The organism is Wolbachia endosymbiont (group A) of Paraperithous gnathaulax (assembly GCF_964028485.1).
Classification (GTDB): Bacteria; Pseudomonadota; Alphaproteobacteria; order Rickettsiales; family Anaplasmataceae; genus Wolbachia; species Wolbachia pipientis.
On sequence record NZ_OZ034784.1, the window covers coordinates 1,015,402 to 1,030,749 of the forward strand.

Here is a 15,348-nt window from a genome sequence, read left to right on the forward strand (position 1 = left end):
AGAATACTTTACTCTTTTTCTTTGCCCAGGGCTTTTTTTAAGATGTCTCTTTCTCTTATTAGCTCTTTTTTTAGATCAAATCTTTCTTTGTCATAAGGAGCCTTTGCCTGGAAATGCGTATGCTCCAGACATTTTTCCATTATATTTTCTTACTTAACATACTGCCATCTATACCTAGATCTTTTGCTATTTTTGTACTTGCTTGACCTGTTTCTTTAACCAGCTTAACAGCTTCTAATTTGAATTCTGCTGTATATTCTCTTCTATTTGTCATATTTTGAAAAAACGTTTTATTTTACTCCAAAAACGTCTTAACTTTCTCTCTACTTTTTCTGGACTACTCCGAATCGGTTGACAAATTGGACGTTTGATAAGCATAATTTGGAGCTTCTTGTGTAATGACTATATCATGAGCGTGACTCTCTCTTAATCCTGATGCAGTAATAGTAACAAATTTACAATTTTTTTTCATCTCTTCTATATTCCTATTACCAGTATACCCCATTGCAGCTTGCAATCCGCCAATCAATTGATGGATTACTCCTGAAGCTGGACCTTTGAATGGAACTCTTCCTTCCACTCCTTGTGGAACTAATTTGAGTTTTGAATCTTTATCTTGAAAATAACGGCTAGCTGAACCTCGTTTCATTGCACTAATAGATCCCATTCCTCGATAGCCTTTATATGCTCTGCCCTTATACATAATAATCTCACCTGGGCTTTCGTCAGTGCCAGCAAAAATCGAACCAATCATCACAGAGTCAGCACCAGCTGCAATAGCTTTTGCAACATCTCCTGAGTATTTTACCCCACCATCAGCAATTAGTCTGACGTTTCTTGCTCTACACGCCTCTGCAACATTCTTGATTGCAGAGAATTGTGGCACACCAACACCTGTAACTATTCTGGTTGTACAGATTGATCCTGGTCCTATTCCAACCTTCACTGCATCAACACCCGCATCAATCAACGCTTCAGCAGCCTCCTTTGTTGCAATGTTTCCGCCAATTAATTGCGTATTAGGATACATCTTTTTTATTTCCCTAATGGTATTGATAACGTTTTCGGAATGACCGTGAGCAGTATCCACAACAACTACATCAACTTCTTCTCCGATCAAAGCTTCACATCTGTCTATACCATCTTTTTTACCAGTGCCAATTGCAGCGGCAACTCTGAGACGCCCTTTACTGTCTTTACATGAATTTGGGTATCTATTGTATTTTTCAATGTCTTTAACCGTAATTAAACCTATACAACAAGAATTTTCATCTACGACCAAAAGCTTTTCTATTCTATTTTCATGCAACAATTTCATTGCTGAGGCACTATTCACTCCCTGCTCCCGCACTGTCACTAACTTATCTTTTGTCATCACTTCGGAAACTTTTACATTCATGTTCTGGTCTTCAATAAATCTCACATCTCGGTTAGTTAAAATTCCAACTAACTTGCGTTGATCGACTACAGGAATGCCAGAATAATTGTGCTCTCTCATTAATGAAATTGCTTCCGCAACTGTTTTATCCGGTGAAATCGTAATTGGGTTATACACGATCCAACTTTCATATTTTTTCACCCTTCTCACTTCTAAAACTTGTTCATCTATTGATAAATTCTTATGTATGCAACCTATCCCTCCATGTTGGGCAATAGCTATTGCAAAGCCCGATTCAGTAACAGTATCCATTGCAGAGGATATGAGAGGGATATTTAGTTCTATACTATTTGTTAAATAAGTTTTTGTATCTGCATCGCAAGGCAATATATTAGAATAGGCTGGCAAAAGAAGTATATCGTCAAACGAATAACAAGCTTCCATTTTTTTCATAGGCTTTATTTAAAGCTTATACGCCAATTAATTAAATTGCAATAGGCAAAATTAGCTAGGAGCCTTTAATTGTATAGCTCTAACTGTTTTTAGGAGATAGAAAAGCTATATGGTTGCTAATACATTTTATTGCAAAATAAGCATTCTACATTATTTGCCAGCAAACAAAACTGCTCAATAGTTAAGTTTTCTGGACGCTGGTTTCCGCTCAATTTAGCGTTTTCAAGGACAGTTTCAGCGTGGTTCGTTATATTTTGCAAGCTATTTCTCAGCATCTTTCTTCTTTGAGAAAAAACGACACGTGTTAATCTTGTTAAGGTTTCCAAATTTACTGCAAACTTTGGGGTAGGCAAAGGATTTACTGTAATTACTGAAGAATGTATTTTTGGTCTTGGAAAAAACTCTTTAGGTTCAATATCAAATTCCTTTTTTATATCACATAGCAACTGGCTTAGCACTGATAAGGAACCATAATCTTTAGAATTGGGTCTTGCCGTAATGCGATCTGCTACCTCTTTTTGAAACATTAATGTCAAGTTCGTAAAAAATTTTATATTATTTAACCACTTTAAAAATAACACTACCGAGATATTGTAAGGCAAGTTAGCAATAACTTTAACTGGGCGCTCTATCAGCTCTTCTTCTGTAACATGCAGTGCATCCGCTTCTATAATTCTATACTTTCCTTGATGCTCATTTAGCAGTTGGTCATGGTGTTTTACTAAATCTCTATCTTTTTCTATAGAAAGTAGAGACTTTGGATTATGCACCAATATTTCTCTTGTTAATGCACCATATCCAGGACCAATTTCAATGACATTAAAATTTTCCAGACTACCAGCTAAAGCGACGATTTTTTTTGTTATCTCGCTCGATAAAATAAAATTTTGCCCTAGACTCTTTTTTGGCTTCAGTAAAAATTTTTTCATATTATTTTCATTATACAGTATTTTAAAAATTAGTTGACGAAAATTCATTGATAATTGTATATTATTAATGTGTTTAACGCCGGCTTAGCTCAATTGGTAGAGCAACTGACTTGTAATCAGTAGGTTGTCAGTTCAAGTCCGACAGCCGGCACTCTCGCCCATATAAGTAAAGTTGATGTCCTTTTTAATAGTAGCAAATTGGAAAATGAATGGAATGCGTTCTTCATTTGTTGACTTTATAGGCAAACTTAACAACAAGAGCAACGAAATTACCTCTAAGCTAGTGATTTGCCCTCCTTTTACGTCATTTCCAAGCAGTATAGAGTTGAACAATAATATTAATATAGGAGCACAGAATTGCCATCATAAAAAGTTCGGTTCTTACACAGGTGAAATTAGCGCAGAAATGTTAAAAGAACTAGGGTGTACTTACGTAATACTTGGGCATTCTGAAAGGGCTAATGAAAAAGATAGTGAAATAAAACTTAAGTCGGAAATAGCAATAGAATCAGGCTTACACCCAATTATCTGTGTAGGTGAAAATTCAGAAGATTATAAGAATGAAAAAACAAAAGAAGTAATAGAATATCAATGTAAAAACCGCTTGCCAACACACGGTGAATATACCGTAGCATATGAGCCAATATGGGCAATAGGCACAGGTCATGTGCCAAATAATGATGCAATTACTGAGGTGATAGAGGTAATAAAATTGTGTACTAGTAAAAAACACATTATATATGGTGGTTCAGTTAGTTCAGAAAATATAGAAAATTTGTTAAATATTTCAAATTTATCAGGAGTTTTAATTGGCAGTGCAAGCTTAGATTTCGATCACTTTTATAAAATTATACAACAAGTTGAAAAAAAGTTTTCTCTTATCAATTCTAAAATCAGCAACTAAGAATCCTATGATAAATGTCATCATTTCAGTGTCAAGCATATATAGCTAACCCAAGAAAGATTTCCCTACGTCATACCGCGATTCATTCGCGGTATCTCAGCATAGATTCCGCTAACGAGTAGCGGAATGACGAATTTGTTGTTTTTCAAATTGTAGGTAAACCTAAGCCACTTTAGCTATATCTGTACGAACATCTAGTAAAACGACATAGCTAAAGTAATCTAGAAAATTAACGATATTTTATTCCCCGGTGAACGCTCTATTTTGTTTTCCAACTCTAGTTCTAAAAGAGCCATTAGAGCTATGTTGGTAGAAAGTCCGCTTGCTAATATAAGTTCATCTATATCAACAGGTACAGAGTTAATATGATTAACTATAACAGATTTTGCCTGTTGTAATTTTTCTTGTTTTTGGTTAACAAAATGGTGCTCAACATCAAATAGGTTTTTTTGCTGCGGAGGTAAACTAAACCTAATACTCTCTATTATGTCATCAGCGGATTCGATAAGCTTAGCACCGTTTTTAATTAAATAATTACTACCACTACAGCGTGAATCTAAAGGGAAACCAGAAACTGCAAACACCTCTCTCCCTTGATTTAAAGCAAAATCTGCTGTTATTAGAGAGCCAGAACGTTTCGATGCTTCAATCACTGCAACACCCAGCGATAGACCAGATATAATTCGATTCCTTTGAGGAAAATACTGAGGCTTTGGTTTAGTAGCAAATGGAAGCTCAGTAACTATTAATCCGCCATTCTCGGTGATTTTTTTGTATAGATCAAAATTCTCTTTTGGGTACACCACATCAATTCCACTTGCTGTAACAGCAATAGTGGGATGATCTTTGTATATTACACTGTTTGCTGCAGTATCGATTCCTTTTGCAAGTCCAGAAACAATAACAAAACCAGCTTCGCTTAAATCAAGTGCCAACTTATTGGCAAAATTTCTTCCATTCATCGAAGAGTTACGCCCACCGATTATTGCAATTATCTCACGGCTTAATAATGATATATCACCAAACGCAGTTATTACAGGAGGACAACTAGAGATATTTCTTAAAAGATCAGGGTAACCTGGGTCACATGCGGGTATAATTTTAGCTCCAATTCTTTCTGCATTATTGATTTCTTCTCGTGCATCTTGAATGCCATACACCTTATTATTAGCCACCTTATTGAGATATTTCAACACCTCATCTAGCGATCCATGTGTTCTTAGTATACTAAAAAACTTTATTGGTCCTATAGTTCTAGCCAAGCTTAACCATACTTCTAATTCTTCGTTGTTCAATTTATTTATCTTCATAAAAGGCTTGAATTTCTTATCAATTTAGTGTACCCAAGATAATACAAATATACAGTGTTTTATGACGCATTTTGTTACAGATAAATGCATAAAATGTAAATATACGGACTGTGTGGAAGTATGTCCCGTTGACTGCTTCTATGAAGGTAAAAACATGCTCGTGATTAACCCAGATGAATGTATTGATTGCGGAGTGTGCATACCTGAGTGTCCAGTAGATGCAATTGTAACTGATGATTCCATAAAAGATATTTTAGAACTAGATGAAGAGTTACTGAACAGTGAACAAAAAATCTTCAAATCATTTTACAACATAAACGTAGAATACTCACAAAAATGGCCAAATATCACAGCTAAGAAGCAACCCCTCTATACCGCAGAAGAGTATAAGGAAAAAAAGGATAAAACAGCTTATTTTGATGAAAATTTAGAATAATGCTACTGAAGGAAAAGAAACTTTTTGTATTTCAGGGTTGTTGTTTTTGGTTGCTGAAAATAGTTGCGTTATCTAAGTTGTTATGCTGATAAATTAGTATCGATTAACTTAAGGATTAAGGAAAAAGGCTTATTGACTTTTGAAATATTTGATTATAAAACTAGCTGTTAGCATTAAATCTTGGGGGTAAGTTATGAGTATAAATAAAAGAGAAACCATTAAAAAGATTGAAGGGTTACTTTTTCAAGTGAATGGTGATCTTGAAAAAACATGTGATCTATTATCAACAGTAGAGTTAACCGAAGATGATATTAAAATATTGCTGAAAGAGATGATAAAAGAGTATCATAGCTTATCTGAAAAGATTTCTTATAGTTGTGGAATTACTGCAGGCGGTGCACAAGATGCCAACGCAAACAGCTTCAACGAAGTTTTTAGCTAGGTTCACAAGAGTTAGCATTAGCAATGATGTCAGATTTCAGAAAGTCTTATGATCAAGAATTATTTAAGAAATATAAAAAAGAAGAAATGTCTTATCCTGAAGGAGAAGGAATACAATTTATTAGAGAATTGAGAGTTTTAAGTAGAATACTTACTATATCTTTAATAAGGAAACTTGATGAAGTTTACAAGTTTACTCCAGAAGAAATTGAGCGTTTGAAGGAATATATATTAGCTAGCAACTATGATACAAACAAAAGTCTTTCTGATATAGACAAATATATGCATGCACTATCTGCCTTAATTAGAAACCCCTCACTTGATACAAAAAAGATATTTGAGCTAAATAATCGAATGATAATACACACTACAGCCTTAATTGATTTAGTAACTAGTGGAGTAGTGAAAAAAGAAGAAGCAAAAGAACAATCTGCTGAGGATTTAGAAAAGCTTATCTGTGAACAGTATAAAGGTGCAGCAAACACGCCACTACCGTTGCCGAGCACGCTATTTGAAGTGGATAAAAAAAGTGCTTGAAGAAAGTAAGAAGGTCTTATAGTTAGCCAAAGTAGGTATTTAATAAGCTTAATGTAACCATTATATATGCTATATAGTAAAACATAGAATGCTTATGGTTCCAACTATAGCAATTTTAAGTGGTGGGTTTTCTTGTGAGAGAGAAATATCGCTTATGAGCGGAAAAGCAGTAAAGAAGGCGCTCGATAGCCTTTCATATAATGCAATAGAAATAGATGTTGACAGCAACATTGCTGAAAAGCTTAGAAAAATTAATTCGGGCCTTGCTTTTATCGCTCTGCATGGACCTTATGGTGAAGATGGCTGCATTCAAGGTTTATTGGAGATTTTAGGTATAAAATATACACACTCAGGAGTTATGGCTTCTGCTGTTGCTATGAATAAAGTGATGTCAAAGCATATATTTCGGTCCCTTAGTATCGACACTCCAAAAGGTTATGTAATTAGCCGAGAAGATCTACTAAAAAATAATATTAAAATTGATTATCCGTACGTCTTAAAACCAATTAATGAAGGTTCAAGTATTGGAGTGTACATAATTTTCTCGCACGAGGATTACTTAGAACTGAAAGATAATAGTTCTACTATAATGGAAAAGATGATCGTAGAAGAATACATACCGGGCATAGAGTTACATACTGCTGTATTGCTGGATGAAGCAATTGGCACTATAGAAGTACGACCAAAAAATAAATTCTATGATTATGAAGCAAAGTATACAGATGGATTTACAGAACATATATTTCCTGCTGAAATTCCTAACAATATATATAAAATGACCTTGGAACACGCACTGAAAGTTCATCAATTTTTAGGATGCAAAACTATTTCCCGCTCAGATTTCCGTTATAATCCCAAAAATAACACTTTAAAAATGCTTGAGATTAATACACATCCTGGCTTTACTGAGTTATCGTTAGTGCCAGAAATTGCAAAATTGGCAAAAGGAATCAATTTTAATGAATTAGTTAAAATTATTATTGAAGATAGTTTGCAGCACAAAAATATTAGGGATTTAAGTCATGTTGAGCAGTATTACTAGAAGCCAAAGGAGTTTTTTGCGTAAGTGTGCCTTGGTTATTATCACAGCACTTTTTCTTACGCTAATACTTTACAGCTCACTTGATAAAATAATAAATCGATTTAATTACTACTTTACTTGGTATAATGACTGCCTATCTAGTTTATTACTCAGTAGTGGATTTTCAATCGACGAAGTAGTCGTGAGCGGCAATAAATTTACAAACAAAAAGGATATTCTAAGTTTGACAGATAGAACGCAACCTATCCTGTATATATCACTTTCAAAACTTGCCGGTAACATACAATCCGTAAGCAGATGGATAAAACACGTAAGAGTTCACAGAATTTTGCCCAATACTCTACACATTAATATAGATGAGCATAAACCGTTTGCTCTCTGGAAAGATAATAACAAAACCTCGGTAATTGATTTTGAAGGTAAAGTGATCGTAGATGACTATTTAATAGATGATCTTGTTGTAATTACAGGACAAAACTCATTATCAAACCTAGAATTTGTTAGAGATGTGTTAGAGAGTAAAACTCAATTAAGTGACCACATTTCTTCTTTTGCTTATATAGGGAATAGAAGATGGAATATCATACTTGATAACGATTCCACAGTAAAACTGCCTGAAGATAACCCTTATAGTGCATGGGACTATTTAAACCACTTACACAATACAACTGATTTTACTTTCAGCGATTGGAGTATTATTGATATGCGTATTACTGATAAAATTTTTGTGAAGAGGTGATCTGCTGTAATCCAAGTAGCCCCTTTTCCTGTCATCCCAGTGCCCAGACACTGGAATCCCGCCGCGAACCGTCATACCGCGATTCATTCGCGGTATCTCTTAACATAGATCCCTTATTTAACCGCCATACCTTAACATAGATCCCGCTAACACGTAGCGGGATGACGATTGTCGTTTAGCCATAAATGTTTAAGAAATTTACTAAACAGAAAAAAAGGCAAAAGAAACCCTAGGGTAGCTAATTATTCACTATCCATTTTTTAAGTTGGCGTTTTTTGATGTTTTAAATGCTTTATAAGCGTATTTCAGCTTGTATAGGTAAAAACCTAGAAATTTGATAAAGACATAGAGTGCACATAGTGCAAAAAATTAAACATGAGACGCCAGATACGTTGAGTTTTTTTGTCATTTAATCTGTACAGAGAAGATAAATAAATAGCTTCAGTTTCATGATAAGGGGGCTGGCGAGGTTTGTCAAGGAATTTTTATGCAAGAGATCTATTGAAATGCCCCTGTAAAATTATACTATTAATTAGTACACTATAAATTTAAAATTATAGATATGTTAAGCAGATTGGTAATTTTGCTATTAGTTTTTATACTTCCTTTTTCTTCATACTCATACCAGTTTAGAACCAAAGCAAAGCAAGCAGTAGTCTTAGATTTAGCTTCAGACTCATTCATTTTTGACCATAATTCTGATGAAAAAATGGCCCCATCTTCAATGAGCAAGCTAATGACTTTATATATAGCCTTCGATTATCTAAAAGCTGGAATAATACACATGGAGGATAAATTTCGAGTAAGTAGAAAAGCGTGGGAAAGGAGAGGCTCTTCTATGTTTTTGAAAGAAGGTCAATCCGTTACGGTGAGGGAATTACTTGAAGGAATTACAATAGTCTCAGGCAATGATGCCTGCATAACACTAGCCGAGGGCATTGCAGGATCAGAAGAGAATTTTGTGGCTGAAATGAATGAAGTTGCACAAAATTTGAATCTGAATGACAGTCATTTTGTCAACTCAAGCGGGTGGCCAGATGAAGATCATTTTATGAACGCAAAAGACTTGGTAATGCTGGCAAAAAGGATTTTCACCGATTTTCCTGAATATTATGATTTATTTTCCGAACAATATTTGACATATAATGAAATTGTACAAAAGAATAAAAATCTTCTACTTTTTCACGATATTAGGGTTGATGGCTTAAAAACCGGTTATACAAATGCTGGTGGTTACGGCATTGTAGCATCTGCAAAACGAAATGATAGGAGAATTTTTGCTGTCGTAAATGGTTTAAACACTGAGAAAGAGCGAATAGAAGAAGCAAAAAGATTGATACAATACTCCTTAAATCATTTTAACACTAAGAAAATATTCGTTAAAGACAGCGTAGTTGAGGAAGTAAATGTTCTCTATGGAAAAGATAGAAAAGTGCCTATTACAGTTGCAAACGATGTTACCATAACTTACAACCGCAAATTGCATGACCAAATTAAGGTGCGTATTGAATATAAAGATATGATACCTGCACCCATTAAAAAAGGTCAAGAAGTGGGCAAAGTTTTTGTAGAAATACCAGGTATTGAGCAACAAACTACACCACTTTATGCAGCAAGTGACGTGCAGGAATTGAATTTCGTAGAAAAGTTTTTTAGGATGTTGTTTTAAGTTTGATATTAAAGCAATTCCGAAAGAGAGATCTATTGCACTTTAGTGTAGTTTTAACTAACAATTTCTGTTACAATACAAGATTGAAATGTTACGAAAATGTGCTGGTTGTATTTGTTGCTGTCTAGTATCCTAGAGATACTGTGGGCTGTAACGCTAAAGTTTAGTAACAGTTTTACTAAAGTTGTGCCTTCGATTGCAACATTGGTAATTATGATCATTAGCATTTACTTTTTATCTCTTGCAGCATGCTTTCTACCTATTAGGGTATGCTATGCAGTTTCCTCTGGAATATGCACAATTGGAATAACTATAATTGGTGCAACCACTTTCACAGAGAATATTAATTTATCTCAAGTTTTATGTATCGTTTTAATTGTAATAGGAAGCATAGGGCTAAAGCTCTCTATTTAAACCTAAAAATTTATGCATGAATTGGATATATTTACTCTTATCGTCACTAATTGAAGTGTTCTGGGTCATAACACTTAAGCATAGTTATGGATTTACTCATCTCGTACCATCAATAATTAGCATACTCTCCATGGCTCTTAGTACATATTTACTTTCGCTCGCTACACGTTCTATACCTATCGGAGTATGCTATGCAATTTGGACTGGAGTGGGCGCTATAGGAGCTTCGATACTTGGAGTTTACCTATTTGATGAACCAGTTAATTTATTCGAAGTAATATGCTTTATTTTAGTTACATTCGGGATTATAGGATTAAAATTGTTTGATACTGCAAAACAAACTGTTGATAAAATGGAATAAAAGATCCCACTGGGATGAAAGAAGCAGATACTCCATATTGTCATGCAAATTGGAATCCAGACTTTTTTCTATATAGCATGGTGAAGACGGGAAACCGTAACCGTTCACACAATGGCGTCAACTTAAGGAAAAATATCAGCGATAGTGTATAAAATTTCTCTCCAAATTTTTTATCATTAAATTATCCAAAGAGTGCAAGGGACAGCACTTTTGTTTCTATTTTATTGCAACAAAAAAGTTTAAAATGTGTCTTTTTTAGGTGAGGCATGCAAAAAGGAAAAGATCTTATCTTACAAATTAAAAATGCAATATACTCGAAAACTTTTCAGAAAATCCATTGTGTTGAGTTTTACACGAACAAGAAAACTTCCTTTTTCGACAGTATTTTCTATGATTTTAAAGTTAGTTAAAAAAAGTTTGGGAATAGAATGTGAACTTATGGAGCCATTGACATGTACCCTCAAAGCAAGCTTTTTCTAAAGCAAGGTATAAGATTTGCCATACAGGCTTTCAAGAATTTAAGCATCCAAACAGCCTATCAGGATGAACCTGAGTTGGAGAGGCTATAGACTTATTGCAGCAGATGGTTCTGGTATGAGATTACCCAGCTCTGGGGAAATTGTATCCGAGTTTGAACCAAATGGAACAACAGGCACCATTGGCAATTTGTTTGTTGATTTGTGTACTTCATTGATTTGCAGTGCTCGTCTTGCAGCTTGGAATATAGGTGAACAAACGTTGGCGGCAGAGCAATTACCCGAAGTTATCACTCAAATGCGTTTATTAAATCAAGAGAAATTATTATTTATCTATGATCGTCTTCAGTAAAATTCATTCAGCAGCATTATAATTTGGAAGTAGATTTTATTTTTCGCTTGCAAAAAAGAAATTATAGTAAGCTATGGGAACGCTGGCGAATTAGATTTTGATTTTATATTAGAAAATGAAAAGCTAAAAAATAAAATGAAAGGACAGAAAGTAAGAGTTATAGTGCTGACATTAGCCAACTGAGAAACAGAGTTTTTGACCGAGACTTTGGAGCAAAGCTTATGTGTTAAGGTGGCACATAGAGGAGTGCTATAAACGACTCAAAGTAGGAGCAGAGTTAGAGAATTTTTCTGGAGAGGCTGTATTACAAGAATTTTGGGCAAACTTGGTCATGTGCAATATATTATCGCTTCATATATGTGATGCACAAGGGCCTTGGAACCCAGATCAAATTACTGAGTATCGTTTAAATTTTTCAGTTTTATTTAGTGTAATGAGACAGAAACTCTATCAGGTACTTATTGCGCCAAAAAACTTTCAAGCCCTTTTTAAGTATACGCGCTAAAGTTAAAATCCGACCGGGACAGCCGCAATAAAGTAGATAAGCCTAAACGCCATCATGTCTTTAGGAGAGTTTGCTAATGAAAGTTCTTAAGTTGACGCCATTGGCTGAACGGATACGATTTATTTCAGTGCATGAGCTGGTCCTTTTCGGGTTTTAGCGCTGTGTACATAACTGCACGAACGTCTAGTTTAGGGGTAAGAAAAATTAGGGCCCGCAAATTAATCCAAACACATAAGTGTAGTGTTACCACCAAATGCTGTAGTGTTAACACTTACAACTTTTTCTGTAGAAAAACGCTGTAAATAATGAGGACCACCAGCTTTTGGCCCAGTGCCAGATAGTCCTCTACCACCAAATGGTTGTATTCCAACTGCTGCACCTATCTGGTTACGGTTGATGTAGACATTTCCAACTGATATTTTTTTACTTATAGTGTCAATTTGACTTTGTATACGACTCTGCAAAGAAAACGTAAGCCCATATCCAGTACTATTTATATCACTTATAACTTCATTTAATTGTGACTTGTTAAAACGTATGATATGTAAAATAGGACCAAATACTTCTTGCTTTAATTGCGAAATTTTTTGTATCTCATAAATATATGGAGGAAAGAAATAACCATTATGAGAATTTGTATCCATGGGTACTTTAAATAACAGATTTGAATCTTTATCCTCTGACATTTTTTGCGTATGTTGAGTGAGCATATCGATAGATGCTTTATCAATTATTGGACCAATATCAGTACTAAGTTGTATTGGGTCACCAATCTTGAGTTCTTGCGCTGCACCGCATATCATTTTTATCTGCTTCTCTGCTATGTCCTCTTGAATAAACAGCACTCTAAGCGCAGAACAGCGTTGGCCAGCGCTGCGAAACGCAGAAAGCAAAACATCCGTAGTCACTTGCTCTAAGAGAGCAGAGCTATCAACAATCATAGCATTTAATCCGCCAGTTTCAGCAATAAATGGCACAATAGGACCATCCCTATTTGCAAGCATTCTATTAATTATTTGAGCGGTTTGTGTTGAACCAGTAAAAGCTACACCGGAAATTCTATTGTCTGGAACTAATATTTTGCCTAAATATCCACCATCCCCAGGAATGAGGTGCAACACATTTTTTGATATCCCAGCTTCATGTAGTATCTTAACAGCTTCATAGGCAATAATCGGCGTTTGCTCTGCCGGTTTTGCCAGCACTGCATTACCTGCTGCAAGTGCAGCTGAAACCTGCCCAATGAAGATAGCAAGTGGAAAATTCCACGGTGATATACACAGGAAAACTCCCCTACCTTCAAAAAAGATGAAGTTATCTTCACCTGTTGGCCCTGGCAATTTTTTCCAGTCGCTCAGTTCATTTTTTGCTATCGTTGCGTAGTAACGTAAGAAATCCACTGCCTCTCTTACTTCCGCTATTGCATCAGATAAAATTTTTCCCGCTTCTACGACCAGAATATAAATCAACTCTTTCATCCTTTCTTCAAGCAAATCTGCAGCTTTTTCAAGGCATTTAGCGCGCTCTACTGCTGAAACATTCTGCCATTCAGTAAAAGCATTATGTGCTATTTCAAGAGCGTTTAAAGCTTGAACACTTGTTGTATTTGACACTTCTCCAATTACATTTTCCAAATGTGCAGGATTCACTACTTCGATAAATTCAGCACTATCAAATAGTGCCTTTCCATCAATTATTGGTCCAACTTGCCACTTTTTTTCACTAAAACCCTTTATATCATCTGCAAATTGTGAGACTATCACAGAATCACTAATATCCATTCCCAAAGAATTTTTTCTTTCTGGTCCCAAAATATCTTGTGGTAATGGAATGCCTGGATGAGGCTCATAATTAAAATTTATAGCTTTTTCCAGTGGATCTGAAATTAACTCATCGATTTTAACGTTAGGATCACTTATTTGATTAACAAACGAACTATTAGCTCCATTTTCAAGAAGACGTCTTATAAGATAAGGCAACAAGTCACTATGTTCCCCAACGGGTGCGTAGACACGACAGCTAACATTTGTTGCAAGCTCTGACATTGCATAATCATATAAGTCTTTTGCCATTCCATGTAAGCGTTGAAATTCAAATCCAGGGTGGTTTTTATCAGCAAGTTCCATGATAGAAGCAAAAGTATAGACGTTATGAGTTCCAAAGCATGGGTAAAAGCTGTTTGGTTTACTCAAAAGTTTCTGTGCGCACATGAGGTAAGATACGTCAGTATAGCTTTTTCTTGTAAATACTGAGTAATCATTTAATCCCAATTCTTGCGTACGCTTGATTTCTGAATCCCAATATGCACCTTTTACAAGCCTCACCATAATTTTGTGCTTTGATCGGATAGCAACATCTTCAACAAAGTCAAGAACAGATAAAGCACGTTTTTGATATGCTTGTACAGCCAAGCCGAGCCCTTCCCACTCAGAAAGTGATTCATCAAGCCGTAATTGTTCAAACAAGATTAAGGAAATTTCAAGCCTTTCTGTTTCTTCTGCGTCTATGCATAGTGAAATGTTGTATTTTTTTGCCTCGCGGCAGAGCTCTAAAACCTTAGTGAATATCTCACCAGCAATTCGGCCAAATTGACTAAATTCATAACGTGGGTGTAAAGCAGAAAGTTTGATTGAAATTCCATGGGATTTAAAACAATCATTTATTTCAGTGGATTCACCTATAGCTTTTATTGAGTGCATGTATGAATTAAAATACTCTTCTGCATCCTCAGTTGTGTGAGCAGCTTCGCCAAGCATATCAAAAGAGTATAAAAACTTACTATTGTCATCTAGTTTTGCGTACCTTAAAGCTTCTTCTATGGTTTCTCCAACAACAAAATGATTACCAAGCATAGACATTGCTTGTTTTACTGCTTTGCGAATGATCGGTTCTCCTAAATTCTTAAGTAACCTAGAAATTGCGTAATAGAACTTCGAATCGCCTTCATTATCTCTCAATATACTGCTACCTATCATTAAACTCCACGTGGAAGCATTGACGAACAATGAAGAAGAATATCCTAAATATTTACTCCATTCTTGATTGGCAATTTTATCTTTGATTAGCTCGTCTATTGTATAATCATCTGGTATTCTAAGTAGCGATTCAGCAAGGCACATCAATGCTATTCCTTCATTATTGGAAAGCGAGTATTGCTGCATAAAGGAATCTACAATACTTAATTTATTGTGTTTGATTTTTTCAATAACTTGTTTTGCAATATTATAAATTCTATTTTTTGAATCAGCCGAAAGCTCTGCTTTTTCTACAAGATAACGTATATAACTCTTTTCATCAGTACGATAAAATCCTTGTAAACGTTTTCTGAGTTCATTAGGTTCTTGTATAGAGCTTATCATATATAATTATCTCCAAAAAATACTCCGACACCATATGTATGGT

The 15,348-nt window shown here is 35.0% G+C and carries 15 protein-coding genes, 1 tRNA gene and 1 pseudogene; 11 read left to right on the plus strand and 6 right to left on the minus strand.

Translation table 11 applies throughout. The annotated features are described in order from the left end of the window. Nucleotides 1–8 precede the first annotated feature (8 nt). The 4 genes from ABWU74_RS05420 to rsmA all read right to left on the minus strand — a co-directional run bounded on the left by ABWU74_RS05420 (nucleotide 9) and on the right by rsmA (nucleotide 2,760). Nucleotides 9–140: a hypothetical protein gene (locus tag ABWU74_RS05420; RefSeq protein WP_255322265.1), complete on the minus strand. Its 132-nt coding sequence runs from the start codon at nucleotides 138–140 to the stop codon at nucleotides 9–11. Then, nucleotides 140–274, minus strand: coding sequence for an IS3 family transposase (locus ABWU74_RS05425; protein WP_007548354.1), 135 nt, complete (start codon nucleotides 272–274; stop codon nucleotides 140–142). Before ABWU74_RS05425 ends, ABWU74_RS05420 begins: the two co-directional genes overlap by 1 nt. Nucleotides 275–337: 63 nt before the next feature. Then, nucleotides 338–1,831, minus strand: a complete 1,494-nt coding sequence (gene guaB, locus ABWU74_RS05430; RefSeq protein WP_065095043.1) for an IMP dehydrogenase — start codon at nucleotides 1,829–1,831, stop codon at nucleotides 338–340. A gap of 116 nt (nucleotides 1,832–1,947) precedes the next feature. Then, nucleotides 1,948–2,760, minus strand: a complete 813-nt coding sequence (gene rsmA, locus ABWU74_RS05435) for a 16S rRNA (adenine(1518)-N(6)/adenine(1519)-N(6))-dimethyltransferase RsmA (RefSeq protein WP_209472716.1) — start codon at nucleotides 2,758–2,760, stop codon at nucleotides 1,948–1,950. 78 nt (nucleotides 2,761–2,838) lie between these two features. On the opposite strand from rsmA, the gene ABWU74_RS05440 reads away from it, so the two are divergent. Further along, nucleotides 2,839–2,911: transfer RNA gene (locus ABWU74_RS05440), tRNA-Thr, on the plus strand. 24 nt (nucleotides 2,912–2,935) lie between these two features. Then, nucleotides 2,936–3,664, plus strand: a complete 729-nt coding sequence (locus ABWU74_RS05445) for a triosephosphate isomerase (protein WP_209472714.1) — start codon at nucleotides 2,936–2,938, stop codon at nucleotides 3,662–3,664. 221 nt (nucleotides 3,665–3,885) lie between these two features. Here the strand turns inward: ABWU74_RS05445 and dprA are convergent, their stop codons facing one another. Next, entirely contained in the window at nucleotides 3,886–4,974 is a 1,089-nt protein-coding gene (gene dprA, locus ABWU74_RS05450; protein ID WP_353289259.1) for a DNA-processing protein DprA, read from the minus strand. A gap of 61 nt (nucleotides 4,975–5,035) precedes the next feature. Here dprA and ABWU74_RS05455 point away from each other — a divergent pair, with 61 nt between their 5' ends. The 9 genes and pseudogenes from ABWU74_RS05455 (at nucleotide 5,036) to ABWU74_RS05495 (ending at nucleotide 12,023) form a co-directional block, all read left to right on the plus strand. Beyond that, the gene (locus ABWU74_RS05455; protein WP_077188509.1) at nucleotides 5,036–5,410 is read left to right on the plus strand and encodes a ferredoxin family protein; all 375 of its coding nucleotides are present in this window, start codon (nucleotides 5,036–5,038) and stop codon (nucleotides 5,408–5,410) included. Nucleotides 5,411–5,603: 193 nt separating this feature from the next. Next, nucleotides 5,604–5,852: a hypothetical protein gene (locus ABWU74_RS05460; protein ID WP_353289260.1), complete on the plus strand. Its 249-nt coding sequence runs from the start codon at nucleotides 5,604–5,606 to the stop codon at nucleotides 5,850–5,852. Nucleotides 5,853–5,875: 23 nt separating this feature from the next. Beyond that, on the plus strand, nucleotides 5,876–6,388 hold the full coding sequence (locus tag ABWU74_RS05465; protein WP_353289261.1) for a hypothetical protein: 513 nt from the start codon (nucleotides 5,876–5,878) through the stop codon (nucleotides 6,386–6,388). Nucleotides 6,389–6,476: 88 nt separating this feature from the next. Further along, on the plus strand, nucleotides 6,477–7,430 hold the full coding sequence (locus tag ABWU74_RS05470; RefSeq protein ID WP_264705764.1) for a D-alanine--D-alanine ligase: 954 nt from the start codon (nucleotides 6,477–6,479) through the stop codon (nucleotides 7,428–7,430). Continuing rightward, nucleotides 7,411–8,169 carry a cell division protein FtsQ/DivIB gene (locus tag ABWU74_RS05475; protein WP_209472708.1) on the plus strand — a complete coding sequence of 253 codons (759 nt, stop codon included), beginning with the start codon at nucleotides 7,411–7,413 and terminating at the stop codon, nucleotides 8,167–8,169. Before ABWU74_RS05470 ends, ABWU74_RS05475 begins: the two co-directional genes overlap by 20 nt. A gap of 562 nt (nucleotides 8,170–8,731) precedes the next feature. Next, nucleotides 8,732–9,838, plus strand: coding sequence for a D-alanyl-D-alanine carboxypeptidase family protein (locus tag ABWU74_RS05480; protein WP_353289262.1), 1,107 nt, complete (start codon nucleotides 8,732–8,734; stop codon nucleotides 9,836–9,838). 99 nt (nucleotides 9,839–9,937) lie between these two features. Then, complete coding sequence (locus ABWU74_RS05485) at nucleotides 9,938–10,252, plus strand: DMT family transporter (RefSeq protein WP_010082606.1); 315 nt, start codon at nucleotides 9,938–9,940, stop codon at nucleotides 10,250–10,252. Nucleotides 10,253–10,268: 16 nt separating this feature from the next. Further along, a complete protein-coding gene (locus tag ABWU74_RS05490; RefSeq protein WP_006279756.1) occupies nucleotides 10,269–10,613 on the plus strand; it encodes a DMT family transporter in 345 nt (114 codons plus the stop codon). Nucleotides 10,614–10,879: 266 nt separating this feature from the next. Beyond that, nucleotides 10,880–12,023 (plus strand): annotated as a pseudogene (locus tag ABWU74_RS05495) (transposase). 141 nt (nucleotides 12,024–12,164) lie between these two features. Here the strand turns inward: ABWU74_RS05495 and putA are convergent. Continuing rightward, on the minus strand, nucleotides 12,165–15,305 hold the full coding sequence (gene putA / locus ABWU74_RS05500; protein ID WP_353289263.1) for a bifunctional proline dehydrogenase/L-glutamate gamma-semialdehyde dehydrogenase PutA: 3,141 nt from the start codon (nucleotides 15,303–15,305) through the stop codon (nucleotides 12,165–12,167). Between the last annotated feature and the right edge of the window lie 43 nt (nucleotides 15,306–15,348).